Below are 26,126 nucleotides of genomic sequence, written 5' to 3'. Positions count from 1 at the left end.
TGGCTTATCAAGCACCCTGTTGAGTTCTCAAAGAACAACCACACACCGCCCAGAAACCCCACACCGTGGAGCACCCGACCCGGGGCATTTCGTTCGTCATGTCCGCCGCTCTCGCGCCGGGCACTTTTACTACGTTACCTCACCGTCTCCGCCGTGTCAAACCGTTTGTCCCGGTCTGTCGTGCTTCGTACGGGTTGGCTCCGACGAGCGCACGCAGCAGCGAGGCCGCCACGTTGATCATCGGATTTGGCAGACCGGCCGCTCTGCGGTTTCCCGCGAGCTCGCCCGGATCCCTGCCGGCCGTGAACCTTACCCGGTCGGCTTCGCTGCGCCAAATCCGCCTCGCGGCAGATCCGGTGAGCCCCGCCCGGGGCCGCGTCGTCCAGGATTCAATCCTGTCCGACCCGGGCCAGCTCCGATTCGGCACCTCCAGGACTTTCGCCCTGTTTGCCCCGTTCGCGCTGGCAGAGAGAAAGTTACGCGTCTGCGGGTTTGAACGTCAAATCCGGGGGTAGCGTCCCCGGTCACATCATTTCCCGCTCGCTATGTCGCCTGCTCAGCGCCGGTGCGGCGGTTGCCCTCCCGCAACGAGGGCGCCTTGCGGCGCTTCGCGCGGCAGCCAAGGCGCCACCGCCACGGGGCAGCACCGCCGTCGGTCAGGGTGCCCGATCGTCGGCGCGCCGGCCGGCCGCCCGCCAGGCCCGGACGCCGAGCACACCGACGACGGTGCCGATGAGCAGGGACGCCGCGATCAGCAGGGCGTGGATCCAGAGGAAGCCGGTGGCCGGGAACTCCCCGACCCGGCCGGTGGACCAGGACCGCGGGTCCTTCCAGATGGCGACGGCGAACCTCGGCCAGATCACCCAGGTCCAGATTCCGACCCCGGTGAGGAAGAGCGCCCAGCCGCGCGACAGCACCATGGCTGCCGAGTATGCCAGCGCGAACTGACGGGCCAGCGGTCGAGGCGCAGGTCAGGGAGCTCGCCACCGCCGGGGACCTGCCGCCGCCGGCGCCGCGTCTGCGCTGAAGCCGGGAGCGCCGCGAGCGGGGCGAGCGCGGTGCACCGCTTCCGTACGCCGTGCGGCTCGACGGGCAGTGCCTCGGCGGCCGGGAGCTGGTGCGAGCCGCAGCCGAACTGGCGGACCGTTCGTCGGGCGGCTCCCCCGTGCACGTGGCTTTCCCGAATCGAAGAGAACGGTGAGCAGTGACGCGTTTCCTTCCGCCATACCGAAACTGCGGTGAGTGAATTGGACGGCTCCCCGGAAATGGGAGGCCCGCATGATCGCGGACCTCCCGAACACATCGTCAGAAGCAGGTGCCGATGCCGCCGATCGCGGGGTTCGCCCGATCGTGGTAATGGATCGTGCCGCTCGGGTCAGCCATGAAACCGCCCCAGATGATGCAACCGCCCCTGACGTACGCCCGGGCCGGCCCGGCCGCCCAGAGTTTGTCGCCGTCGTCGGTCTGGGTGGGCAGGTACTGGGCGGCGAGGTAGACCTGGGTGCGGGTCAGCGCCCCCGCGTAGGCGGACTTGATGGTGACCGTGCAGCCGTAGCCGATCATCGGGTTGTGCAGCAGGTATACGGTGCCGAGCCGGACGCCGGTCTCCGCGTGCCGGATCGGGTCCTGGTCCAGGACCGTGTATCCGAGCCCGCAGAGCGACTGCGGCGTGACCGGGTTGACGACGGCCGCCTGGGCGGCGCCGGCCCCCGCGACGAGCCCGAGCGTGACGGCGAGCACGACCCCGAGCCGACGAATGGTGCGGTACATCCGTGTCCCCCTTCTCCTCTGCGACAGATGCGTCACCAGAATGGTCGGCCCGGTTGACCGAACGAATGTGCCGACTGGACACTCCGCATCCCCGGCGGATGTGCACGGCCCATTTCCCGTCGCCACCACCTGCGGCACAGGCGCGACATTCATCGACGGTCGGCGAATATGACGTACTTCGCACCGAGAAATTTCAGTGAACCGAAAATTGCCGTGTTGTTTCCCGGGAGCGCGGGCGGGGCACTGACTCCGGGACCGGCGCAGACCGTCATCGGAGGTGACCCGTGCAGCCGTCGACATTCAATCCCTGGACCTGGCGCGACCCGTCCGCCCTCGCCGGCGGGTACTCCGGAGCCAGCCCCGACTCCGCCCCACCGGACGGGCCGGAGCCCGGCGGCGACGGACCCGACGCCCCCGGCCCCGGCACCCCGCTCGACCTGGTCGGCTACCGCATGGAGGCCACCGACGGGCGGATCGGCTCGGTGCACGAGGCCAGCGACGACACCGACGCCCGTTGGCTGGTGGTGGACACCGGACCATGGATCTTCGGCCGCAAGGTCCTGCTGCCGGCCGGCACGGTGACGCGGGTGGACCACCTGGACCGCACGGTGCACGTCGACCGCACCCGCGAGCAGGTCAAGGAGTCACCGGCGTTCGACCCGGACGCCTACGGCGAGCCCGGCTACCGGGACCGGATCGGCGACTACTACCGGGACAGCTACCGGCAGGGCTGAGCGGGCAGGCCGGAGCCGCTACCGTGGGGGCATGGTCCGGCCGATCAGCTACGCGCCGGAGGCCGTCGACCTGGTCGACGGCCTCCCGCTCGGTGTCGTGACCACCTCTTCGACCCGCTCCGACGACGGCCGCGAGCGGATGATCGACGTACTTCGTGCCGGTGGACTGCGGTTCCGCGACGGCGCGCGATGGCGTACGGCTCACTGAGCCGACCCTGACCGACCCGGGATGACATCCCCGGTCGACACGCGCCCGCGCACACTCGTCCACCAGGCACGAAAGGCGTACCACCATGTCCGTTGCACGGATGCTCACCGGGGACCGCCCCACCGGACGGCTGCACCTCGGCCACTACGTCGGCAGCATCGCCAACCGGGTGCGGCTGCACCAGCGCTACGAGAGCTTCTTCATCATCGCCGACCTGCACATGCTCACGACGCGGAACACTCGCGAGGACATCGAGCGGGTCGCGGGCAACGCCCGGGAGATGGTCACCGACATCCTGGCCGCCGGCGTCGACCCGCGGCGTGCCACCTTCTACCTCCAGTCGGCCATCCCGGAGGTCGGCGACCTGAACACCCTCTTCCAGAACCTGGTCACGGTGCCTCGGCTGGAACGCGTGCCCTCGCTCAAGGACATGGCCCGCGCCGCCGGCAAGGAGGAGATGCCCTACGGCCTGCTCGGCTACCCGGTGCTCCAGGCCGCCGACATCCTCTGCGTGAAGGGGCAGGTCGTCCCGGTCGGCAAGGACAACGCGGCGCACGTGGAGGTGACGCGGGAGATCGCCCGGCGGTTCAACCACCTCTACGGGGAGGTGTTCCCCGTGCCCGAGACGATCGCGTCCGAGACGCCGACCCTGGTCGGCACGGACGGCCGGGCGAAGATGAGCAAGAGCCTGGGCAACGCCATCCCGCTCTCCGCCGACGCGGCGACCGTGCGCCGGGCGGTGCTGGGCATGTACACCGATCCGAACCGGGTCCGCGCCGATGTGCCCGGCACCGTCGAGGGGAACCCGGTCTTCGCGTACCACGACATCTTCAACCCCGATCGGGCGCAGGTCGACGACCTCAAGGAGCGCTACCGGGCCGGGCGGGTCGGCGACGTGGAGGTGAAGGAGAAGCTGGCGGTCGCGCTAAACCGGTTCCTGGACCCGATCCGGGAGCGCCGGGCCCGGATCGAGGCCGAGCCCGGGCTGGTCGATCAGTTGATCTTCGAGGGCACGGAACGGACCCGCCACGTGGTGCGGCAGACGCTCGTCGAGGTCCGCCGGGCGATGGGGCTGACCGGCGCGTACACGCAGGTGCGCCGCCGGGCCGAGCGGCACCGCAAGGCCACGGCCACGCCGGCCTGAGCGGTCGTACGACCGGCGACCGGCCCGGAACCGCGGACCTCGTGCGGTTCCGGGCCGACCGGCTGCCCCTCCGTCCGCGCGAGGGTCAGCCGATCGGCGGCACATTCACGGTCCTGCCTGTCGGTACGCTGCGCACATCTTCGCGCAGCCCCCGTTCAGGAGGATTTCTTTGGGCCGCAGCATCCCGGCAGGCGCCCTGGCGACCACCCTCGCCCTCGGCCTGCTGACCGTGCCGGCCGCGCCGGCCACCGCCGACCCCGGCACCGCACCCCGCGAGACCTCCGTCATCCCCCGCAAGGACGCGACGGCGCCCGCCTTCGAGGCGGTGTACTTCGCCGGCCGCACCGGCTTCCTGCACTCGCACAACAAGTCGACCGACTACCTGTGGACCCGTTACGACACCGGCACGACCGTCGTGGTCGGGGACCTGGCGGGCGTCCAGGCGTCGACGCTCAAGCCGGCCGGCGGCGACAGCGTCTCCACCACGGCCCAGGTGCCGGCCAGGCCGGCACCTGGCAAGGTCAGCGTGCTCGACCTCGCCGACCAGAGCTGGCAGCAGTGGGAGATCCCCGCCGACCACGCTCTCTACGGCGTGTACGGCCAACGGATGCTGCTGCGCAAGCCACCGCTCACCGGCCTGGACCTGGAGCTGCGCACCTTCGCTGCCGACGGCACCTGGACCACCACGCCGGTGACCGGCATCCCGAGCGATGCCAAGCCCAGCGGGTTGCCGCCGGTCGGCGACGAGAGCTCGGTGGTGGTCGGCTACCTGGCCGACGGTACGCAGCGGATGGGCCTGCTCGACCTCGCCACTGCCACCGTGAAGCGGATCCCGAACGGCGTCCCGTCGACCTTCTGGCGCCTCTCCGGCGACACCCTTGGCTGGATGTCCAGCAGCGGCCTGTACCACCTCTACTCCCGCAGCGGCCTGACCAGTGGCGCTGACACTTCGGCCCGGCTGGTGACGGTCCCGCAGGACAGTCTCCTCCGGACGGTCGTCGTCGACGGCGGCGTGGTGATCAGCCGGAGTCAGGTCGACGACACGGGCGAGTACTTCCCGGCGACCTACCTGCCGGTGCAGACCACCGCGCCCCGCCCCACGCTGCTGCCGAAGATCTCCTGGGGCCTCCGGGGGCTCGTCCAGGCCCCGGACGGCACGGCCCTGGTCGTCGGCGGTTCGGGCCCCGGTGACTGGGCGGTGCAGCGGATCACGGGGCGACCCGGCCAGACCCCCACGGTCGCGCCGCTGCTCCCGGTGCGGGACCCGGTGGAGAACGCCGGGATCAGCTACCGACGCGGCCTGCTCCGGCACGTCCAGTCCCAGGTGTCGCCGAAGACCGGCGCGACCGAGTACGTCTCCTTCGACCACCCGGTCTTCCCCGACCCCGGAACCACGCCCGGGACCAGGGCGATCCTGCGGGGGACTCCGGTGCCGTGCGCGACGGGTTCGAGCTGCGTACGCCTCGTCGACGGGACCGACCGCGGCGCCGCCTACCTGACGACCGGCACGGTGGACACCGCGATGACGGTGCACGACGGCAGGGCCGGGTACGACCAGACCACGCTGCCCACCCGGAACGGTCGGATCCTCGACGCCGCGGGCCCGTTGCTCCTCGTCGCTGACGGCGTCTCGAACGACCAGCACGTCGTCAACATCACGACGGACCAGGTAATCCGGACCATGCCGAAGACCGGGGCCGCCCTCTGGTTCGGCACGTTGTGGACCGCGACGGCCACCGCCGGCCAACTGGCGGCGATCGCCATGTCGGACGGTAGGACCACGCGCACCGTCTCCACCGGCGCGGACTGCGTGCCGACCGAGGTGCAAACCAGTGCCAGCTGGCTCTGGTGGGCCTGCGGCCCCACCGGCCCCGCAGGCGTCCACGACCTGGAGGCGGGCAGGAATCTCCCCGTTCCGTCGGGGCCGGCGCTGCTCGGCGACGGCTTCCTCGTCCGGCACGACGGCGCCACCGCCAGCCTGGTGATGACCGCCTTCCACGACGGCACCCTCCAGACCCCGGTGAAGCTCGCCGACCTGCCCGCCGGCACGCCGGCCGACGGCCGGGACGTCACCTGGACCGTCGACCGGCACGGCTCCGGCGTCGCGTACGTCGACGCCGACCGGGCGGTGCACGTGATCGACGCCGGGGTGCCTGGCACCGCACCCCAGCTCGGCAGCGTGTGGGCGCAGGAGATGACGAACCCGCGTACCGACACGTACCCGTGGCAGGCGGGTGTGGGGCTGACCCGCCCGCTCTGGACCTGGCAGCTCTCGATCTCCCGCAAGTGGACGGGCCAGGTGGTCCACCGCGCCTCCGGTGCGATGGCCCGGACGCACGTCGACCTACGGTGGGATGGCCGGCTCTCCTCGGGGCAGCCGGCGCTCAACGGGGCGTACACGTGGACGCTGAGCGGCACGCCCACCGATTCCGCCGCGCCCGTCGCGGTCGGCTCCGGCGAGATGCTCGTCCGCTGCGGCACCTTCCCCGTCCGCGGCTACGACTGCCTCGGCGGGCCGGGCCTGCTCGGTGTGAAGGCGACCGGTGAGGGGCACTGGTACGGCACGCGCCCCTCGGGGGCCGCTCCCGGCCAGCTCTACAGCAACGGACACACCGAGGACTGGTGCCTCAGCTGCTCCGGCGCCGCCCGCACCTCGGCCCTGGTGCCGTTCGGCGACTACGACGGCGACGCGTATCCCGATTTGCTCGTGCGGGACGGCAATGGCGGTATGAAGGCGTACCGGGGCACCGGCTACCTGGGCTTCGGTGGCGCGCAGACGGTCAGCCTGGGTGCGGGGTGGATGATGTACCGGTCGATCCTGGCCCCGGGCGACGTCGACAACGACGGCCACGACGACATCCTCGGCGTCGACACCGACGGCAAGCTCTGGCTCTACACCACCACCGGCACCGGCGGCATCAACCCCCGCGTCCAGGTCGGCTCCGGCTGGGGAATGTACCCCCGCGTCATCGGCGCCGGCGACCTCAACGGCGACGGCCACGGCGACCTTCTCGGCATCGACACCACCGGCACCATGTACCGGTACTTCAGCAACGGCAACAAGGGCTGGAGCGGCCGGGCACAGGTTTCCACCGGCTGGAGCGCCTACAACGCGGTCGTCCCGATCGGCGACCTGAACGAGGACACCCGCAACGACGTGGTCTCCCGGGACGCCAACGGCGTCCTCTGGCTGCACGCTGGCCGCGGTGACGGTTCCTTCGCCGCCCCGGTCAGGGCCGGCAGCGGCTGGAACATGTTCAAGATCCTAACCTGATCGATCCCCCACGACCCGCCCCCGGACGCCCCACGGCGTCCGGGGGCGGTAGCGTCGATCGCCTCCACTGTCGTCGATCGGGAAGTCGGTCGCGTGTCGCACATCGAGAAGATCACCGGGGAACTGCGCGCCCTGACGACCGGCGTCGACAGGGCGCAGGCGCTGGCGTCCGCCGCCGACAACCAGGCGCAGGAGGTTGCCCTGCGCGCCGCCGGCGCCGGCTTCGCCGCCGTGGCGGCGGGCGTGCTCCGGGTACGCGACGGCATCTCGGTCGTCCGGGGCAGCCTGGGCAGCCTCGCGACCACCATCGGCGAGGCCACGAAGGCCACCGCGGCTGTCCCGCAGGAGGCCAGTCCGCACGAGACGATCACCGGCCTGGCACCGGTGCGCAACGCGTGCGACGGCATCCGCGACGCCGCCACCGCCACCGCCGCGCAGGTCCGCGAGACACGACAACTCGTCACCACCATCCTGCACGGCGGTCAACCCGGCCCGCTCGTGCAGTCCCTGGAGAGCATCACGCAGGTTCTGAGCCTGGTCGCCCAACGCACCGTCAGCGCCCGCCAGGCGGTCGAGACGGCGATCGCCGAGGCCCGACAGCTGGGGTCGGCGGGAAACTGACCGGGGCTGGCGGCAGCACACCGTTCAGCCCCACCGTCACAGCACCCGCCCCCAGCGCCTCCCCGGCGGACGACACCGCCACCGCCGACCACGACCCCGGGCACGCGAAGTCCACGCGCGACCCCACTGACGGCCACGTGCCCTGGACCAGGCCGGCCACGGACACCCCTGGCGGCGCACCGACCGGACCACGCACCCGAATCTCACCCAAGGAGAAAGCTACGGAGCGCCGCAGTCTGGAACTTGAGAACGAGACCGCCGACACGATCGCCTACAAGGGCTACCGGGTGCACCAAAATCCCACGAAACAGGAGATCACGACGGCCAAACTGAACGCCAGCGACGTCGTCGATCCGAAAAGATCACCGGATTACCTGATCGAAGGACTCGTCTTCGATTGCTACGCTCCCACTTCTTCCGCGCCACTACGGTCCGTCTGGAGTGCGGTAGCCAGGAAGGTTGAGCGACAGCAGACCCAGCGCGTGGTGCTGAACCTCCAGGACTGGCGTGGAGACCTCGCCGCCCTGCAGAAGCAGTTCGACGACTGGCCGGTACCGGCATTGAAGGAGTTGGTGGCCGTCAGACGGAGCGGCCAGATCGTCCAGATCGTCCGGCGGGATTGAGGAAGGCTGAGTGCATGTCCATCACCTACCGACTGACGCTCGCGGGTGACGTCCCGCTGGAGCAGTTGGCGGCGTTGGTCGCTCCAGCAGCAACCGAAACGACGACGTACTCCGGCGACCGGATGCTCAGCGCCGACCTGGACGAGGAGTGCGGCTACGTCGTCAGCGTCGTCGGAGGTACCCGGGGCTACTACGGCGCCGAGGATGACGGTGGCGTCCAATGGGAGTGGGAGCCGGAGACCTACGTCGACATCGACTTCCACATGCGCAAGGACACGCTGGCCGACAAGGGCAGGCCGCACATGCTGCGGACCGTGGGCCGGGTGCTGGCCAGCCGGCCCGAGGACGCGGCGTTGGTGCTCAACGACAACTGGTTGATGCTGACCCGGGTGAACGGCGCGCTCCGCCGGCACAACGAGGCCGACTGGTACGACGAGGCGTACGACGGCTTCCTGCCCCGCTGACCCGCGGATCGCAACGGCCATCTCGGGTCCCCCTGGCGCGGGCGCGGCAGTCCTACCATCGGATCGTGGCGAACTTCGATGTCCCGGCAGCGGTCGCGACGATCTGGCAGCGGCAGGCTGCCTGGTCACGGGCGTCCGGCGAGGCCAAGCGTGCGATCACCCGTGCGCGGTTGACCATCGCCGCGCTCACCGTGGGGGCCGCGGTGTGCGGCACCCTCGCCAACCAGCTCGCGCACGCCCACCCCGGCGCGGGACGGGCGCTCGCGATCGTCGCGGCGGCGGCGCTGCTCGTGGTGCCGCTGGCGGCCCGGTGGTCCTCCCGGGAGGCGGTGCACGCGTGGACCCGGCTCCGCTCGGTCTCCGAGGCGCTGAAGGCGGACACCTTCCGCTATCTCGCCGGGGTCGCCCCGTTCGGCGGCGCAGACCGGGACGCCGTCCTGCTCGGCCGGTTCGACGCGCTCATGGACGACGCCGGCGACCTGGTCGGCCGTACCCTGGACGCGCCGCCGGCCGACCGGCCGCTGCCAGCCGTCTCGGACGTGGCCACGTACGTGACGGAGCGTTTGCAGCGGCAGGTCGACGGCTACTACCTGCCGGCGGCCCGCCGGATGGCCCGCGCCGCGCGGCGGGTCCGGTACGCGGCGACGGGGCTCACGATCGCTGCCGCCCTGGTCTCCGCGACGGTCGGGGTGCTCGGCGACAACCTCGGCCTCACCGCCTGGATCGGTGTCGCGGCGGCCGTGACCACGGCGCTGGTCGGCTACGGCTCCGCCCAGCAGTACGAGCACCACCAGATCGAGTACGCCCGCACCGCCGACCAGCTGACCCGGCTGCGCACGGTCCGCGAGGCCGGGCTGGGCTGGGCCGACGACGACGCGTTCGTCGCCGAGGCGGAGCGCATCATCTCGCTGTCGAACGAGGGCTGGATGGCGAAGATGATCGAGCAGGATGGCGCTGCGCAGCCGTGACATCACAGGTTGTGCCATATAGCATCGTCGATAGTCGTCGTTGACCGTCGCCGTGGGCGGTCGTCCGTCCACTCCCGACTCCAAATGGGGGAACCGACGTGGATCGCACCGCACGCCAGCCCGATCCGACCCCGCCGCCACTGGACGACCTCCGGCGCACCCCGCTCGGCCGGATCCCGCTCGACCGGGCCCGCTCCGTCGCCCGCGTGACCAGCCGCAGGGAGGATCGCCCGGCCCGTGTCGATGTCGCGGCCTTCATCTCTGCGATCTGAGCCAGCCGGGCCGGGCGGTCGGCCGACCGGGCAGGTCGCCCCGCTGACGCAGTACGTGCTGAAGCTGGTCAGCCGCTGCGACCTCGCCTGCGACCACTGCTACGTCTACGAACACCCCGACCAGTCGTGGCGGCGCCAGCCCCGGGTGATGGCCCCCGACACGGTGGCGGCCGTTGCCCAGCGGATCGCGGAGCATGCGGCGGCGCACCGGCTCGGCGTCGTAAAAGTGGTCCTGCACGGCGGCGAGCCTCTGCTCGCGGGGGCCGCCCGGCTCGACGCCACGGCCGCCACCCTGCGTCGCGTCGTCGGTGCGGTGACCCGGCTCGACCTGCGGATGCAGACCAACGGCGTGCTGCTCACCCCGGCGCTCTGCGAGGTCCTGGTCGCCCACGACGTCAAGGTGGGGATCTCGCTCGACGGCGACCGGGCCGCCAACGACCGGCACCGCCGCCACGCCAACGGGTCGAGCAGCCACCGCCAGGTGCTGCGGGCGCTGTCGCTGCTGCGCCGCCCCGCGTACCGCAGCAGCTACGCGGGCATCCTCTGCACCGTCGACCTCGCCAACGACCCGATCCGGGTGTACGAGGCGCTGCTGGCCGAGGAGCCGCCGCACGTCGACTTCCTGCTGCCGCACGCCAACTGGGACAACCCGCCCGCCCGGCCCGACGGCCCTGCTACCCCGTACGCCGACTGGCTGCTGGCCGTCCACCGGCGCTGGCTGGCCGACGGGCGTCCGGTGCCGATCCGCCTGCTGGAGTCCCTGCTCTCCACCGCGTCCGGGCACGGCAGCCGCAGCGAGGCGGTCGGGCTCGGCCCGGCCGACCTGGTCGTCGTCGAGACCGACGGCACCTTCGAGCAGGTCGACTCGCTCAAGTCCGCCTTCGACGGCGCCGCGGCCACCGGCCTGGACGTCTTCCGCCACCGGGTGGACGACGCCGCGGCCCACCCGGCGATCGCCGTACGACAGACCGGTCTCGACGGTCTCTGCGCGACCTGCCGCGCGTGCCCGGTGGTCGGGCACTGCGGCGGCGGGCTCTACGCCCACCGGTACCGCGCCGGCGCCGGCTTCGACAACCCGTCCGTCTACTGCCCGGACCTGCTGGAACTCGTCCGGGTGGTGACGGCGGCACCGGTCGCCGACGAACCCGCCCGACCCACCGACTCGCTCCACCCGCGCGTCCTCGACGACCTGGCCACCGGCGCGGGCACGGCGGGCTCGGCCGCGCAGCTCGCCGCCGTCCACCTGGCGCTGGTGCGCGCCCTGCTGGTCGCGCTCAGCGAGCGGGCCGCGGGCGACCCGGTGGCGGCAGACGGGTGGCGGCTGCTGGTCCACCTGGACGACGCGCACCCCGACGCCGTCCGCCCCGTGCTGGCCCACCCCTTCGTGCGCCGCTGGGCCCGGCGCTGCCGGGACGGGACGGCCGAGCTGTCCTACCTGGCCTGCGTGGCGGCGGCCGCCGCCGTCCGCGCCGGGGTCCGGGCCGACCTGCCCGTCCCGGTACGCGAGGGGGTGGTCAGCCTGCCGACGCTCGGCGCGCTCGCGGTCGGTGCCGATCGGGGCGTCGTCAGGCTCGTCGTCGACGACGGCGACGTCCGGCTCGCCGGGCGGCGGATCGCCGTCCTCCCGGGCCCCGACGGCGACCCGGCCCGGGAGGACGGGCCGGACGGCTGGCTGCCCGTGCGTGCCGTCCCTCTCGGCGGTGACCGGCTGCTGTTGGAGGACACCGATCCGCACCGGGACGGCTACGACCTGCCGGTCGAGCCGCGGCTGTCCGGCGCCGCCGCGCTGGGGTGGACGCGGCGGCTGGAGGGGGCGGTGCGGCGGATCGACGCCGAGGCCACCAGCTACACGGCGGGCGTACGCACCCTGCTGCGGGCCGTCGTGCCGCTGCGCGCGGAGCCGACCGGCCGGTTCCGCAGCGCCGCCGCCGGCGCCGCCTTCGGCGCGGTGGCCGTCACGGCCGTACCCGACGACGCCACCCTCGCCGTGCTGCTGGTGCACGAGGTGCAGCACCTCAAGCTCAGCGCGGTGTTGGACGTCTGCGACCTGTTCGACCGCGACGACACCCGGACGCTGCGCGTGCCGTGGCGGGCCGACCCGCGCCCGGTGGAGGGCGTGCTGCACGGCGTCTACGCCCATCTGGCGGTCGCCGACGTGTGGCGTCACCGCCCCGGGCCGGCCGCCGGGGGCCACTTCCGCCGCTACCGGGACTGGACCGACGGGGCCCTCGACGCCCTGCTCGACCTCGGCGTCCTGACCGCCGCCGGGGAGCGGTTCGTCGGCGGGATGCGCGCCACGGTGGACACATGGCCGTGACCGCCGGTCCGCTCCGGCGGGCCACGCTGACGGCTGACCTGCGCGCGCTGGGACTGCGGCCGGGGTCCACCGTGCTGGTGCACTGCGCCCTGTCCCGCGTCGGTCGGGTGGCGGGCGGTCCCGCCACGCTGCTGGCCGCCCTGCGGGACGTGCTGGGCGGGTCGGGCACGGTGGTCGTACCGGCGCAGACAGCCGGCAACTCCACCACCTCGCGGGCGTTCCGGGCGGCGACCGCCGGCATGGACACCGCCGGGGTCGCGGCGGCGGAGGCGGCCATCGTGCCGTTCGACCCGGAGCGCAGCCCCGCCGAGGGCATGGGGGTCTTCGCCGAGCACGTACGCCGGCAGCCGGGGGCGTCCCGGAGCCGCCACCCGCAGACCTCCTTCGCCGCCCTCGGCCCCGACGCGGCCCGGCTGACGGCCGTCCACGACCTCGACTGCCACCTCGGCGAACGCTCGCCCCTCGGCGCGCTGCACGCCGCCGACGCCGTGGTGCTGCTGCTCGGCGTCGACTGGTCGGTCTGCACGGCGTTCCACCTGGCCGAGTACCGATTGCGCCGCCCGCCGGCCGACCGGGCGTACCGGTGCTACGTGCGCGACGGCGCCGGGCGGCGGGTCCGGCGCGACTTCCGGGCCCCGGACCTGCGCGACTCCGACTTCCCGCTGATCGGCCGGGCCCTGACGGACGCCGGGCCGGTGCGTACCGGGCGGGTCGGCGGCGCCGACGCCCGGCTCGTGGGTCTCCGGGTGGCCGTCGACTTCGCCCGAGGGTGGATGGATGAGCACCGCCGGTGACGAACGGGGCAGCGACGGGTTGGCGGCTGTCGATACTGTGGACGGCTGGGAGTCGCTGCACCGGTCGGGAGCGGTAGGTGGCAGAGGAAACGTACGGGGAGGACGAGAGCGCCCCCGTGTTCTTCCTCAGCTACGCCCGCACGAAGAACCGGGTGGCCGCACCCCCGCGCGACACCAACCAGAAGGTCTTCCAGCTCTTCGTCGACCTGTCCGACCACGTGGTCGAGCTGCTCGGCCTCGGCCCGGGACGGACGGCCGGATTCATGGACCGGATGCTCGACGGCGGGCAGGTGTGGACCGAGGATCTGGCCTTCGCCGCCGGCCAGTGTCAGGTCTTCATTCCGTTGATCTCGCCGCAGTACCTGAACAGCGCCTGGTGCGCCAAGGAGTGGGACGCCTTCACCCGGCGGCAGGTCGTGCACCGGCCGGGCGCCGACCCGTCCGCCGGGGAGACCCCGGTCATCCCGGTCAACTGGTCGGTGGTGGAGCGTCGACAGCTGCCGGAGGTCGTGTCTCGGCGGCAGATGTTCACCCCGACCCGGCTGCCCTCGGACATCGCCCCGCAATACCACGACGAGGGCATTTACGGCCTGTTGAGCCTCGGCAAGAACGGCAAGGACGCCTACGACGCGGTGGTCTGGCGGCTCGCGCAGCGGATCGCCCGGGCCTACCAGACGCACTGGGTGCGGGCGGAGGTCCCGACGGACGTACGGCTGTTGCGCGAGACGTTCGAGGAGGTCGGACATGACGTGGTCTGACCTCACGGGGGCCGGTGCCGTCGCGCGCCGGGAGACGTACTTCTTCCTCAGCTACGCCCACTCGGTGCCGCTGTCGGCCGCGTCCCGGCCGGACACCGACTACTGGGTCAGCCGGTTCTTCCACGACCTGGCCGCCGCCGTGCGGCGCGGCGCCACGAGGAGCGGCGACCTCGACGCCGGCTTCTTCGACGGTCAGGTCAGCCCCGGGGCCGATCTCAGGCAGACCCTCACCGAGGCGCTGAGCCTCACGCACGTCTTCGTGCCCCTGCACTCGCCGAACTACTTCCGCAACGCGTGGGCGCTGGGCGAGCGTGAGTCGTTCCGCAGCCGGCTCACCCGGCTCGCCCCGGCGCGGGCCCAGCGGCACCTGTTGCCGGTGCTGTGGCTGCCCCTGCCGTCCTGGGGCGACCGGCCCGAGACGACGCAGGCCCTCGACCTGGTCCACGACGCCGACGACCGGGCCGACTACGCCGAGAACGGGCTGCGCGCCCTCTGCAAGCTCAGCGCCTACCGCCGCCAGTACGAGAGCGTCCTCGCGGCGCTGGCGGCGCGCATCGTCACGGTGGCCGAGACGCAGCCGCTGGCCCGTTCCCGGGCGGCGACGTTGTCCAGCCACCCGGTCACCGACGGCGGCGGCCCGGCGCTGGTGGTCACCACCCTCACCGACCACGCGCGGTGGCGGCCGTACGCCGGGCAGCACGAGCTGGCGGTGGCCGACTACGTCGCCGCGACCGGCGAGCGGCTGGGCCTGCCCACCCGGGTCGTCGACCTGGCGGCGGCCCGCGCCCTCGCGCCGGAGAGCCCCACCGTCGTGCTGGTGGACGCCGCGACCGGTGCCGCCGCCGCCCGGGCCGCGCTGGACGGCCTGCCCCGCTGGGTCGTCCCGTTGGTCATCGCCGCCGAGCACGAGCGTGGCGAGTCGGCGCCCGAGTCGATCGCCGGTACGTTGCAGGACGCCGGATTCCCCCGGGTGCTGCCGGCACGCGCGATCGACGAGTTCGAGCGTTGCGCGCCGCTGCTGGTGACCGAGGCCCGCAAGCAGTTCCTCCGGCACGGTCCGGTGTATCCGCCCGACGGCCCGGCCGCCCCGAAGCCGACGCTGCGGCCGTCCCGGCCGTCCGACGGCCCGCCGGTCACCCGTCCGGGCCAGCCGCCGACGCGGCCGTTCGACACGACGCGAGGGAAGGACGAGCGATGACGCCATCGCGCGAAGGGCAGGTCGTCACCTTCTACTCCTACAAGGGCGGTACGGGCCGCACCATGGCGCTGGCCAACACCGCGTGGATCCTCGCCGCGAACGGCCAGCGGGTGCTCGTCGCCGACTGGGACCTGGAATCTCCCGGCCTGCACCGGTTCTACGCCCCGTTCCTCGACCCGGAGCAGGTCGCCACCACCGGGGGCGTGATGGACCTGATCCTGGACTACGAGTGGGAGAACGCGCGCCGGCGCGAGGAGACCGACGCCGACTCCCGGCCAAGCGACTGGCACCGGGAGTACGCCCGGGTCCACCGCTACGCGTTCTCGGTTGGTTGGGAGTTCCCCGGCGGCGGCAGCCTCGACCTGCTGCTGGCCGGGCGGCACAACCCCGACTACGCGACCAGCGTGACCGGCCTCAACTGGGACAACTTCTACAACCGGCTCGGCGGCGCGCAGTTCTTCGACGCGCTGCGCGAGGACATGAAGCGGCACTACGACTACGCCCTCATCGACAGCCGCACCGGGATCAGCGACGTCGCCGAGATCTGCACCATCCACCTGCCCGACGTCCTGGTCGACTGCTTCACCCTCAGCGACCAGGGCATCGACGGCGCCGCAGCGGTGGCCGCCAGGGTGCGCGACTACGAGGGGCGCCGGGCGCGGCGGGTGCTGCCCGTGCCGATGCGCGTCGACGACGGGGAGAAGAGCAAGCGGGACGCCGGCCGGTCGCTGGCCATGCAGAAGTTCACCGGCCTGCCGGGCGGCATGACCGACAGCGAGCGGCAGGCGTACTGGCTGACCGTCGAGGTGCCCTACCGCGCGTACTACGCCTACGAGGAGACGCTGGCGACGTTCGGCGACGAGCCGGGCGGCCGGACCACGCTGCTGTCCGCGTACGAGACGCTGACCAGCCACATCACCAACGGCAGGATCACCGGTCTGCCCCGGATCGACGACCAGTTGCGCCGTCGGACGGTGCAGCGCTTCGAGCGCAAGCCGACGGTCGTGGACGAGCTGATCGTGCTGCGGCACGTGCCCGAGGACCAGGTCTGGGCGGAGTGGGCGCAGGCCGTGCTGCACTCGGCCGACCTGCGGGTCGTCACCGCGCCCCTGGACGGGCCGGCGCCCGAGCCGACGGGCCCGGCCTTCCGGGAGGTCCGGCTGGTCTCCCGGGCCTACCTGGCGGCCCGGCGCGCCCGCCCCGGCACCGACGACGACCGGGGCGCGCCGAGCTGGCTGGCCGTGCACGTCGACGACACCCCGCCCGTGCCGGACGTCCCGGTCGGCAGCTGGACGGCCGTGCACGACCTCACCGCCGAGGACGCGGCGACCCACCTGCTGAAGCTGGTGGGACGCACGGTGGGCGCGACCGGCCTGCGTCCCGCCCGCTTCCCGGGGGTGCGCGCCACGGTGTTCAACGCGCCGGCCCGCAACGCCCGCTTCACCGGGCGCGAGGACCTGCTGCGCAGGCTCCGGGAGGAGCTGAAGGCGTCGGGCGGGGGCGGCACCCCGGTCGCGCTGCGGGGCGGTCCCGGTCTCGGCAAGACGCAGCTCGCCATCGAGTACGCGCACCGGTTCCGGGGCGCGTACGACATCATCTGGTGGGTGGCCGCCGACCCGCCGCAGTTCGTCGACGTGATCATGACGGAGCTCAGCGACGAGCTGGGCCTGCCGGCCCAGACGACCATCCCGGAGACCAACCGCGCCCTGCGGCAACGGCTGGGCCAGACCGAGCGCCGCCCCGACGGCAGCCCTCCGCCGCACTGGCTGCTCATCTTCGACAACGCCGACCAGTACGAGCACGTCCGGCCCTACCTGCCGCAGGGCAACGGCCACGTGCTGGTCACCACCCGCAACCCGGACTGGGGCGACCTGGCGCGGGCGGTGGACGTGGAGGCGTTCGAGCGGGCGGAGAGCGTGGCGCACCTGCGGGCCCGGCTGGGCGAGCACCTGATGAGCGTCGCCGAGGCCGAGCGGGTCGCCGACGCCGTGGAGAACGTGCCGATCTTCGTCGCGACGGTCGGGGCGTGGCTGGCCGACACCGGGACGCCGGTCGACGAATACCTCGCCGGGCTGCGCCGCACCGGCCTGGAGACGGAGGTCTGGGACCTCCCGCTGCAACGGCTGAGGCAGGGCTCCCCGGGGGCCTACCGGCTGCTCCAGCTCGCGTCGGTGCTCGCCCCGGAGATCTCCCTGGAACTGCTCTACGGCGACCAGGTGGCCCAGGTCATCGCCCCGTACGACAAGGTGGTGGCGGCCCGCGTCGCCGACCGGGTCTCCGAACGCGACATCGCGGCGGCGCTGGTGCAGCGGATGAACAAGCTCGCGCTGATCAAGCTCGACCCGCACGCCCACCGGGTGCAGGTGCACCGGCTGTTGCAGAACGCCCTGCGCGCCCGCATGTCCGACGCCGAGCTCATCACGGCCAAGCACGAGGTGCACCAGATCCTCGCCGGGTCGCGACCGCCCGGCGAGGTGTCGGACCCGGCCAACCGGCAGCGCCTGCGGATGCTCTGGCCGCACCTCGACGGGTCCGACGCGATCTCCTGCCGCGACGACGACGTCCGGCAGCTCGTCATCGACCGGATCCGCTACATCTACGTCAACGGTGGCTACGAGCAGGGCGAGCGGTACGCGCGGGAGACCGAGGCCGTCTGGTCGACGCTGCTGGCGGAGTTCCCGCCGGACGGGCCGGAACACCGCAAGCTGCGCGTCCAGCTGCTGCACCTGCGGTTCAACTGGGCCAACCTGCTGCGCAGCCTCGGGCGGTTCGAGGAGGCCCACCGGCTGGACGAGGACACGCTGCGCCAGCAGGAGGAGCTGATCGGCGAAAGCCACCCGCACACGCTGATGACCGCCGGCGGCTACGGCGCCGACCTGCGCACCCTGGGCCGTTACCGGGAGGCCCTGGAGCGTGACCTGCGGACGTACGCCGCGTCGGTCGAGGTCTTCGGCGAGGACCACCGGGGAACCCTCATCGCCGCCAACAACCTGGCCGCGTCCTACCGGCTCATGGGCATGTTCGACAAGGCCCTCGACGGCGACCAGGCCACCAACCGTCGGCTGCGGGTCGTCCTCGGCCACGATCACCCGAACACGTTGGCGTCGGCCAACAACCTCGCCCGGGACCTTCGGGAGACCGGCGACTACGAGGGTTCCGTGGCGCTGCTGCGGGAGACGGTGACGGGTTACCGGAACATCTTCGGCGAGCACTCCCGGGACCTGCTCACCGCGCAGGCCAACCTGGCCGTGTCGCTGCGCAGCACCGGGGAGATCGCCGAGGCGGCCCAGCTGCTCGACGAGACCTACCAGCGGCTGCTGGCCACCCAGGGGCCGACCAGCCCGGACACCCTGTTCAGCTGGCTCAGCCGGACGTCGAACCTGATGTTGCAGGGGCAGGGCGCGCAGGCGCTGACGGAGCTGGGCGAGGTGGAGCAGATGTTCGTCCGGCTGTTCGGCGCCGATCACCCGTACTCGCTGGTCTGCCGGATCAACCTGGGCGTAGCCCTGTGGGACGCCGGCGACACGGGCACCGGCCGGTCGCTCACCGAGACGACGACGCGGGAGGTGTTCGCCGCGCTCGGCGACCGGCACCCGTTCGCCATGGCGGCGGCCAACAACGTCGCGGTCTTCACCATCCTCGCCGGGGAGACGGAGAAGGGACGCGACCGGCTGCGGGCCGTGGTGGAGCAGTTGACCGAGGTGCTCGGGGCCGAGCACCCCGACACGCTGCGCAGCCGGGGCAACCTGGAGACCGCCCAGCAGGCGCTGTCCGGCGGGCGGGTGAGCATCGGACGGATGCGGATCGCCGACCGGCTCGCCAACCGGATCGGGCAGCACCACCCCAGCGTCGTGGTGCTACGCGACGGGCGGTACGTGCGTCGGGTGCTCGACCCGCACCCCTACTGACCGGGCCGGGCGCCGATCAGCAGGTCGGCGCCGAGCGCCGCGTCGGGGTCGACGAGCCAGCGCAGGATGCGCGGCAACTCCTCGACCGCGTCGAAGTGCGCCGCCCCGGGCCGGACCTCCATCTCGGCGCCGGGTATCTGCGCGGCCAGCCAGCGGCCGTGGCTGACCGGGGCGAAGTTGTCGTCGGCGCCGTGCCACAGCCGCACCGGCGTCGCCGCCGTGTCGATCGCCGACAGGTCGAACGCCCAGGGGCGGCGGAACGCCAGCACGTCGTCGATCCACCCGTACGGCCCGGAGCGGAGCGCCTCCGCGTAGGTGTCGGTGATGAGCCGGCGCAGCGCCGGGTCGTTGACGGCCCGGCGGTCCGCCGCGCTCATCTCCGTCCGCAGGTCCGCCAGGAGCAGTCGCGGGTCCGCGGCGGCCCGCTCGGCGCGCTGGCGGATCTCCTCCACCACCGCGGCGGTGTCGGGGCTGCCGACCCCGAACCCGCGCACGTTGCCGGTGTTCATGCCGCCGACCCAGTCCAGCTCGATGGCGTTCCACGGGGCGAGGCTGACCAGCACGGCCACCCGGGTCACCCGGCCGCGCAGCCGGGCGTCGGCCGCGCAGGCGAGGGCGTGCGGGCCGCCGCCGGAGCGGCCGACGACGGCGAACTGCTCCACGCCCAGGTGGTCGGCGATCGCCTCCACGTCGCGGGCGGCGTCGGCGACGTGGCGGTCCTCGCGCCGGTCGGAGTCGCCGTAGCCGGGTCGGTCGTAGGCGATCAACCGGACGCCCATGCGGTAGAGGACGATGCCGCGCGGCTTCGGGCCACTGCGGCTGCCGGGCGTGCCGTGGAGCAGGAAGACGGGGAAGCCGTCGGGCGCGCCGGTCACCTCGTACGCCACGCGTCTGCTGTCCTCGCGTTCGGCGAAGTCGGCCCCTGGCTCGCCGTCTCGGGTCACTCCGTCCTGCCCTTCGGTGCCGCAACCAGCCAATACTCGCAACCCGGCATCGAGTGGAGACGATGTCTGACTGCTCCACTCAGCAATCGAGCCTAATGGTCGGGCCCGCCGCGCCGCTATGGCGAGCGGGAACAAGGGGCCGGATCTGTCGGAAACGACACCTCCGGTCTGCCGCCGCTGGAACTTCCGGCGGCGGCTCCGACCGGGACGCCGGTGGCGGGATCGGACGGTCAGGCGGCCAGCGCGTCGAGGGCGTCGTCGAGCCGGGGCTTGCGGCCGTCGGCGAAGACGTCGAGGAACTCCTCGCCGGGGGCGGCCCAGAACCGGGTACGCGGCTCGTCACGCCAGTCGCAGGTGATCTCGCAGCCCCACGAGTGCAGGTACGTCCGCTGGTCCGCCTGCCCGCGGTGGAACAGCGGGTCGCCGACGATCGGGAAGCCGAGCCACGCCAGGTGGACGCGGATCTGGTGACGCCGGCCGGTGACCGGCTTGAGCACCAGCAGCGTACGGTCGCCGCTGACCAGGGCCGTGGCGAAGTCGGTACGGGACTCGTAGGAGGGCTTGGACCGGTCGACGGCCGACTCCGGCAGCGCGAAGCGGCGGCGGTCGGCGTCGTAGCGGATGGCCTCGCGCTCGCCCGCGATCCGGATGGTGCCCTTGCGGCCCGGCCGCAGCGGCAGGTCGATGGTGCCGGTCTCGGGCAGCCGCGCCCCCTCGACCCAGGCCAGATAGCGCTTGTCGGCGCCCCGGTTGGCGAACTGCCGGGTCAGTGAGGCGTGCGCCGACGGCGTCCTGGCCAGCAGCAGCAGCCCCGAGGTGACCTTGTCGATGCGGTGCACCCAGTGCACCGGCTCCCCGGCGGCGGCGGCCAGGTCGGTCAGGGACTCGGCGTGCCGCTCGCCCATCACGGAGATGCCCGGCGGCTTGTCGAGCACGAGCAGGTGGTCGTCCTCGTGGATGGGAGCGCGCCGAAGTTCCGACCAACTGAAGGTGGTCATCATCGCCTCGGCTCTCGACTGTGCTGAGCTGCTCGGTGTCGCCGACGGCCGGCCCGGGACATCGGTGACGCGCGGAGCGGGGTCGAGCCGGGCCAGGTGGGCCGGCACGGCGAAGGATACCAACCCGGCGACCGCCCGCCCCGACGTCGAGCGGTGTCGCGCCCGGGGCCGGGCGTCGGGCGGAGCGCGGCCCGGGGGCATCGCGTCGCGCGGGCGCCCCGGGCGCGCGGGAGACCGGCACGACCCTCGTCCCGGTGCACGCGGACCGCCGGACCCGGGTCGGCCACACCATCTCCGTCGCCGCACGGAGCGGACCAATGGCGAGGCCAGCATTCTGAAAGAAATATGACGGGTTGTCGGTCTCTACCGTGAAAACCGCACATGGGGGGTCGAGGCAGACCCGCGCGGAGAGCGCGGTCCGGACCTGGGAGGAATCCAACCGTGACCCAGTACGTGGAGGAGGCCGGCGGCCCGACGCGGCAGGCCGAAGAGTCCCGACCGCCGGTACGCAAGGCAGGTGCCCGGAGACCTTCCGTGCCGTGGTGGAGACGACCGTGGATCGTGCCACTGGTCGCGCTGAACGGGGCCTTCCTGCTGTTCGTCCTGCCGCCGTACCTCGGTCTCGACCCGAGCCAGTCACGGGTGGTGCTGAACGACGGCTTCGCGTCGCACTACGCCGTCCTGGTGGTGCACATCCTCTTCGGCACCATCGCACTGGTGACGTTGTCCCTCCAGGCCTGGCCGTGGCTGCGCCTGCGGTACCCGAGGGTGCACCGGCTCAGCGGCCGGCTGTACGTCTTCGCCGGCGCCATCCCGTCCGCGCTGCTCGCGCTCGTCCTCATGCCGTTCGCCGCGGCACCGAACGGGCTGCTCGGCAGCGCGCTGGCCTCCGTGGGATGGATCGCCACGACGGTGCTCGGGTTCCGCGCGGCCCGTCAGCGCCGCTACGCCGAGCACCGGAAGTGGATGGTCTACAGCTTCGCCTTCGCCCTGCAGACCATCTGGGGACGGGTGCTCTTCCTGTTCAGCATGGCGACCGGGCTGTCCATGAACCCGATCGTCTTCGCCGAGGCGAGCGGGTGGCTCAGCGTGCTGGTGAACCTCGCCATCGCCTACTGGTGGCTGCACCGCACCCCCCGCCCGGCACGCCCCGGCGCTCAGCCGACACCCCCGGCCGGCGTGCTCAGTCGAACCGCCACCGGGTCGCGCTGAAGCCGGACTCCTTGTTGATGCCGATGACCTTGGCCGGGGTCACCTCGTAAACGAGGTACGGCGACGGGCCGATCCCGTCGCCGTCGATCCCACCGTCGACCGGGGTCACCTCCCAGCCGTACTTCTTCCCGTAAGCCTCGGCGACGCGCTTGAGGGTCGCCGGGTCGCTGACCCGGGCTGCCGTGCCCTCGATCGAGAGGTCCAGCTCGGGGCTGCCGACGGTGAGCACGCAGTGCGGGTTCGCGGCCAGGTTGTCGACCTTGTGGGCGGCCTCGCTGGAGCAGAAGTACATGCTCTGGTCGACCCACATGGCCAGCAGCGGCACGGCGTGCGGCCGGCCGTCCGGCCGGACCGTGCACAGGAAGAACTCGCCCGCCTCCGTCAGCCGCTCACGCGCCTGCGACCAGGGCATCGGCTTGGAGCCTTCGCTGGCAAAGGACGGTTCCGCGACCGGCTCACGGTTCACCATGGGTTCCCCTTCGAACGACGACATCGTGACTGAAGCAGCACGCAGAGTATCCCAGTGTGACGGTGTCCGCGAGCGGACGGACCCCGCCGCCGGGGAGTGTCGGAGGGACGCGCCGCGGCGACCGCCTCCGCTCCCGCATCCACAGGGGACAAACTCGCTTGACCTCAACCGCGCTACAGGTCCTAGGTTCGCGGCATGAGCATGGAAGTCACCGCGTGGATGTCCCTGCACCACGCGATGCATCAGCGTGACCAGCGGCCCTTCTCCAAGGCGACCCTGAGGCGGATCGGCGGCTTCGCCCGCCCGCACCGCCGCCTGCTCGCGTGGTTCCTGGCGGGCAGCGTCGTGGCCGCGGTGCTGACCGTCGCCGCACCGGTGCTGGCCGGGCGGGTGGTCGACGCGATCGTCTCCGGCACCGACACGGCGACGGTGGTGCGGCTGGCCGTGGCGATCGCCCTGATCGCGCTCGCCGAGGCCGGGCTGGGGCTGCTCACCCGCTACCAGTCGGCGCGGATCGGCGAGGGCCTGATCCTCGATCTGCGGACCGCCGTCTTCGACCACGTGCAACGGATGCCCGTCGCGTTCTTCACCCGGACCCGCACCGGCGCCCTGGTCTCGCGCCTCAACAACGACGTGATCGGGGCGCAGCAGGCGTTCAGCGACACGCTCTCGGGTGTGGTCGGCAACGCCGTGACGCTGCTGCTGACGCTCGCGGTGATGCTGACCTTCTCCTGGCAGATCACCCTGCTGGCGCTGGTGCTGCTGCCGATCTTCGTGCTGCCCGCGCGGCGGATGGGCCGGAAGCTCGCCCGGCTCGAACGGGAGGCGGCCGACCTGAACGCGGCGATGAGCACCCGGATGACCGAGAAGTTCTCCGCGCCCGGCGCCACGCTGGTGAAGCTCTACGGGCGGCCGGCGGAGGAGTCCGCCGAGTTCGCCGCCCGCGCGCGGCGCGTGCGCGACATCGGCGTGCGTACCGCCATGTTGCAGACCGTCTTCATCACGGCCCTCACGGTGGTCGGTTCCCTCGCGCTGGCCCTGGTGTACGGCCTGGGCGGCGTGTACGCCATCGGCGGGCAGCTCGACGCCGGCGCGGTCGTCGCGCTCGCCCTGCTGCTGTCGCGCCTGTACGCGCCGCTGACCTCGCTCGCCAGCGCGCGGGTGGAGATCATGAGCGCGCTGGTCAGCTTCGAGCGGGTCTTCGAGATCCTGGACCTCAAGCCGATGATCGAGGACAAGCCGGACGCCCGGCCGCTGCCCGACGGGCCGGTGGCGGTGGAGTTCGACGACGTCCGCTTCGGGTACCCGTCGGCCGAGAAGGTCTCCCTGGCCTCGCTGGAGGACGTGGCGAAGCTCGACACCCGCGGCGGCGAGGAGGTGCTGCACGGGATCTCGTTCCGCGCCGAGCCCGGACAGATGGTCGCCCTGGTCGGCTCGTCGGGGGCGGGCAAGTCCACCATCGCGCAACTGCTGCCGCGCCTGTACGACGTGGAGGCCGGCGCCGTCCGGCTCGCCGGGCGCGACGTCCGCGACCTGACCGGCGACTCGGTCTCAGACGCCCTCGGCGTGGTCACCCAGGACGGTCACCTGCTGCACGACACGATCCGCGCCAACCTGCTCTACGCCCGACCGGACGCGAACGAGGACGACCTGTGGGACGTGCTGCGCCGCGCGCGGCTGGCCGACCTGATCCGCTCGCTGCCGGACGGCCTGGAGACGGTCGTGGGCGAGCGGGGGTACCGCCTCTCCGGCGGCGAACGCCAGCGGCTCACCATCGCCCGGCTGCTGCTCTCCCGCCCGCGCGTGGTGATCCTCGACGAGGCCACCGCACACCTCGACTCGACGTCCGAGGCGGCGGTGCAGGCGGCGCTGGGTGAGGCGTTGACCGGGCGGACCAGCGTGGTCATCGCGCACCGGCTCTCCACGATCCGCTCCGCCGACCAGATCCTGGTGCTCGAACAGGGCCGGATCGTGGAACGCGGCCGGCACCCCGACCTGCTGGCCCGGGGCGGCCGGTACGCCGAGCTGTACCGCACCCAGTTCGATCAACCGGTGCCGGCCTGACGTGTCCCCCGTGGTCGCCCGGGGTGTGCCGGGGCGACGAACGAACGAGCGGACGGGCCGCCGGGGTGCGTGTCGCGCCCCGACGGCCCGCCGTCGTCAGTCGTCGTCAGCCGTTGTTGTCGATCAGGCTGGCGATCTGGTTGTAGATCAGGTGCGCCTTGGCGCCCTGGTTCGACGGGCAGCCGCCGAGGTGGTGCAGGGCGATCACCCGGTGGCTGGAATTCAGCACCGGCGAGCCCGAGTTGCCGCCGGAGGTGTCGCAGCTGTAGCTGATGTTCGAGGCGTTGTAGTTCGCGTTCTTCACGGTGCACGTCGCACCGTTCTGGGTGTCCTCGAAGATCGACAGTCGCTTCGGGCTGCCGTCGCCGTGCCCCGGGATGTACATCCGCGTGCCGGTGGTGGTGGCGGTCGTCGCCAGGTACAGCGTGCCGAAGCTCTGGATGCTGGTGAAGTTGTTCACCGAGTACAGGGCGTAGTCCAGCTCGCTGGAGCCGCCGCTGCTCACCTTGTAGAGGGTCGCCCCGCTCACCTTGGTGCCGGCGCCGGGGTTCGAGCCGCCGCAGGTGGCGCACTGGTAGTTGAACTGCATCTCGCTGCCGGTGACGGCGGCCTGCGTCGAGAAGCAGTGCTTGTTGGTCAGCATGCGGTTGGTGTTGCCGACCCGCCAGGTGGTGCACATCCCGCCGCCGCTGATCAGCAGCCGCGCCACGGCCCTGCCGCGGGCGTACTCGGTGGGGTGGCTGTTCTGGTAGCAGACCACGTCGCGGCGGGCGTCGGTGCTGCACACGGACTGCGTGGAGAAGTTGTGCTGCGCGATCTCCGCGCGGTCGTAGCCGCGCCAGAACCGGTCGATGGTCGCGACGTTGCCACGCGAGGCGCGGCTGCTGTGCAGCGTCACCACCGCGGTGTCGCCCTCCACCGACATCGCCCAGAAGCCCGGCTGTCCGTCGGTGGTGTAGTCCGCGCCGGTCGCCCGGTTCAGGTAGCGGTCGTACCGGTAGCTCTCCCGGCCGTCGGGGCTCGCCACGGTGACGTAGTCGCCGTGGGCCAGTCGCAGCGCGCTGAAGTGCACCTTGACGTACGACGCGCCGGGGTGCCGGATGACCTGCGTACGGGCGTCGCCGGCGGAGGAGAGCGTGCCGGTGACGGTGCGGAGTTCACCGACCGTGGTGACGCCCTCCGCCGAGAACTGCTCCGATTCGGGTGCCCGTTCGGATTGCGGCGCGAGAGGTTGCACCGAGTACGCCTCGGCGGCGGGTGCCGACAGCAGACTCAGCCCGAGTGTGCAGGCGCCCAGCGCGACCGCCGCCGTTCGTAGGCGGCGCATGGCATGTTTCATCGTCGCTCCTCCCGAGGAACCAGCACCCAGACGTGCTTGCAGCCTTC

21 protein-coding genes are annotated in these 26,126 nt (G+C 72.4%); 15 read left to right on the top strand and 6 right to left on the bottom strand.

Annotation, left to right across the window (positions count from 1 at the left end):
* Positions 1–656: 656 nt before the first annotated feature.
* Both EV374_RS30785 and EV374_RS30780 read right to left on the bottom strand, forming a co-directional pair.
* On the bottom strand, positions 657–920 hold the full coding sequence (locus EV374_RS30785; protein ID WP_132240667.1) for an SCO4848 family membrane protein: 264 nt from the start codon (positions 918–920) through the stop codon (positions 657–659).
* Between the two features lie 385 nt (positions 921–1,305).
* Positions 1,306–1,770: an acyl-CoA dehydrogenase family protein gene (locus EV374_RS30780; protein WP_132240666.1), complete on the bottom strand. Its 465-nt coding sequence runs from the start codon at positions 1,768–1,770 to the stop codon at positions 1,306–1,308.
* Positions 1,771–2,054: 284 nt separating this feature from the next.
* Between EV374_RS30780 and EV374_RS30775 the strand changes: the two genes are divergently transcribed.
* The 13 genes from EV374_RS30775 (at position 2,055) to fxsT (ending at position 19,053) form a co-directional block, all read left to right on the top strand.
* Positions 2,055–2,504, top strand: coding sequence for a PRC-barrel domain-containing protein (locus tag EV374_RS30775; RefSeq protein WP_132240665.1), 450 nt, complete (start codon positions 2,055–2,057; stop codon positions 2,502–2,504).
* Between the two features lie 31 nt (positions 2,505–2,535).
* The gene (locus EV374_RS32820) at positions 2,536–2,712 is read left to right on the top strand and encodes a hypothetical protein (protein WP_165947954.1); all 177 of its coding nucleotides are present in this window, start codon (positions 2,536–2,538) and stop codon (positions 2,710–2,712) included.
* Positions 2,713–2,797: 85 nt separating this feature from the next.
* On the top strand, positions 2,798–3,856 hold the full coding sequence (gene trpS / locus EV374_RS30770; protein WP_132240664.1) for a tryptophan--tRNA ligase: 1,059 nt from the start codon (positions 2,798–2,800) through the stop codon (positions 3,854–3,856).
* Positions 3,857–4,025: 169 nt separating this feature from the next.
* A complete protein-coding gene (locus tag EV374_RS30765; protein WP_132240663.1) occupies positions 4,026–7,130 on the top strand; it encodes an FG-GAP repeat domain-containing protein in 3,105 nt (1,034 codons plus the stop codon).
* Between the two features lie 93 nt (positions 7,131–7,223).
* Entirely contained in the window at positions 7,224–7,751 is a 528-nt protein-coding gene (locus tag EV374_RS30760; RefSeq protein ID WP_132240662.1) for a DUF6244 family protein, read from the top strand.
* 200 nt (positions 7,752–7,951) lie between these two features.
* Positions 7,952–8,374, top strand: coding sequence for a CdiA C-terminal domain-containing protein (locus tag EV374_RS30755; RefSeq protein WP_132240676.1), 423 nt, complete (start codon positions 7,952–7,954; stop codon positions 8,372–8,374).
* A 14-nt stretch (positions 8,375–8,388) separates the two neighbouring features.
* Positions 8,389–8,838, top strand: coding sequence for a SitI3 family protein (locus EV374_RS30750; RefSeq protein ID WP_132240661.1), 450 nt, complete (start codon positions 8,389–8,391; stop codon positions 8,836–8,838).
* Between the two features lie 65 nt (positions 8,839–8,903).
* Positions 8,904–9,806: a DUF4231 domain-containing protein gene (locus EV374_RS30745; RefSeq protein WP_132240660.1), complete on the top strand. Its 903-nt coding sequence runs from the start codon at positions 8,904–8,906 to the stop codon at positions 9,804–9,806.
* A 243-nt stretch (positions 9,807–10,049) separates the two neighbouring features.
* Positions 10,050–12,395, top strand: coding sequence for an FxsB family cyclophane-forming radical SAM/SPASM peptide maturase (locus tag EV374_RS30740; protein WP_132240659.1), 2,346 nt, complete (start codon positions 10,050–10,052; stop codon positions 12,393–12,395).
* Positions 12,386–13,189 (top strand): AAC(3) family N-acetyltransferase, encoded by an 804-nt coding sequence (locus EV374_RS30735; RefSeq protein ID WP_132240658.1) that lies wholly within the window; start codon positions 12,386–12,388, stop codon positions 13,187–13,189. Before EV374_RS30740 ends, EV374_RS30735 begins: the two co-directional genes overlap by 10 nt.
* Positions 13,190–13,266: 77 nt before the next feature.
* On the top strand, positions 13,267–13,947 hold the full coding sequence (locus EV374_RS30730) for a TIR-like protein FxsC (RefSeq protein WP_132240657.1): 681 nt from the start codon (positions 13,267–13,269) through the stop codon (positions 13,945–13,947).
* Positions 13,934–15,145 (top strand): TIR-like protein FxsC, encoded by a 1,212-nt coding sequence (locus tag EV374_RS30725; protein WP_165947953.1) that lies wholly within the window; start codon positions 13,934–13,936, stop codon positions 15,143–15,145. The genes EV374_RS30730 and EV374_RS30725 overlap by 14 nt, the downstream gene beginning before the upstream one ends.
* Entirely contained in the window at positions 15,142–19,053 is a 3,912-nt protein-coding gene (fxsT, locus tag EV374_RS30720) for an FxSxx-COOH system tetratricopeptide repeat protein (RefSeq protein ID WP_132240656.1), read from the top strand. Before EV374_RS30725 ends, fxsT begins: the two co-directional genes overlap by 4 nt.
* Here fxsT and EV374_RS30715 read toward each other — a convergent pair.
* Both EV374_RS30715 and EV374_RS30710 read right to left on the bottom strand, forming a co-directional pair.
* Positions 19,047–19,997 (bottom strand): alpha/beta fold hydrolase, encoded by a 951-nt coding sequence (locus tag EV374_RS30715; RefSeq protein WP_132240655.1) that lies wholly within the window; start codon positions 19,995–19,997, stop codon positions 19,047–19,049. The two genes, fxsT and EV374_RS30715, sit on opposite strands and share 7 nt — an antisense overlap.
* 230 nt (positions 19,998–20,227) lie before the next feature.
* Positions 20,228–20,995 carry a pseudouridine synthase family protein gene (locus tag EV374_RS30710; RefSeq protein ID WP_165947952.1) on the bottom strand — a complete coding sequence of 256 codons (768 nt, stop codon included), beginning with the start codon at positions 20,993–20,995 and terminating at the stop codon, positions 20,228–20,230.
* Positions 20,996–21,436: 441 nt separating this feature from the next.
* On the opposite strand from EV374_RS30710, the gene EV374_RS30705 reads away from it, so the two are divergent.
* On the top strand, positions 21,437–22,207 hold the full coding sequence (locus EV374_RS30705; RefSeq protein WP_486486048.1) for a DUF2306 domain-containing protein: 771 nt from the start codon (positions 21,437–21,439) through the stop codon (positions 22,205–22,207).
* Here EV374_RS30705 and EV374_RS30700 read toward each other — a convergent pair.
* On the bottom strand, positions 22,179–22,676 hold the full coding sequence (locus tag EV374_RS30700) for a pyridoxamine 5'-phosphate oxidase family protein (protein WP_165947951.1): 498 nt from the start codon (positions 22,674–22,676) through the stop codon (positions 22,179–22,181). The genes EV374_RS30705 and EV374_RS30700 overlap by 29 nt on opposite strands.
* Positions 22,677–22,871: 195 nt before the next feature.
* On the opposite strand from EV374_RS30700, the gene EV374_RS30695 reads away from it, so the two are divergent.
* Positions 22,872–24,740: an ABC transporter ATP-binding protein gene (locus tag EV374_RS30695; RefSeq protein WP_132240652.1), complete on the top strand. Its 1,869-nt coding sequence runs from the start codon at positions 22,872–22,874 to the stop codon at positions 24,738–24,740.
* 106 nt (positions 24,741–24,846) lie between these two features.
* Here EV374_RS30695 and EV374_RS30690 read toward each other — a convergent pair whose 3' ends face one another.
* Positions 24,847–26,079, bottom strand: coding sequence for a S1 family peptidase (locus EV374_RS30690; protein WP_132240651.1), 1,233 nt, complete (start codon positions 26,077–26,079; stop codon positions 24,847–24,849).
* Positions 26,080–26,126: the final 47 nt, after the last annotated feature.

The sequence above is a fragment of the Micromonospora sp. CNZ303 genome, assembly GCF_004345505.1.
The sequence above is the reverse complement of the archived record's forward strand: the minus strand, read 5'-3'. Positions and strand labels throughout refer to the sequence as shown.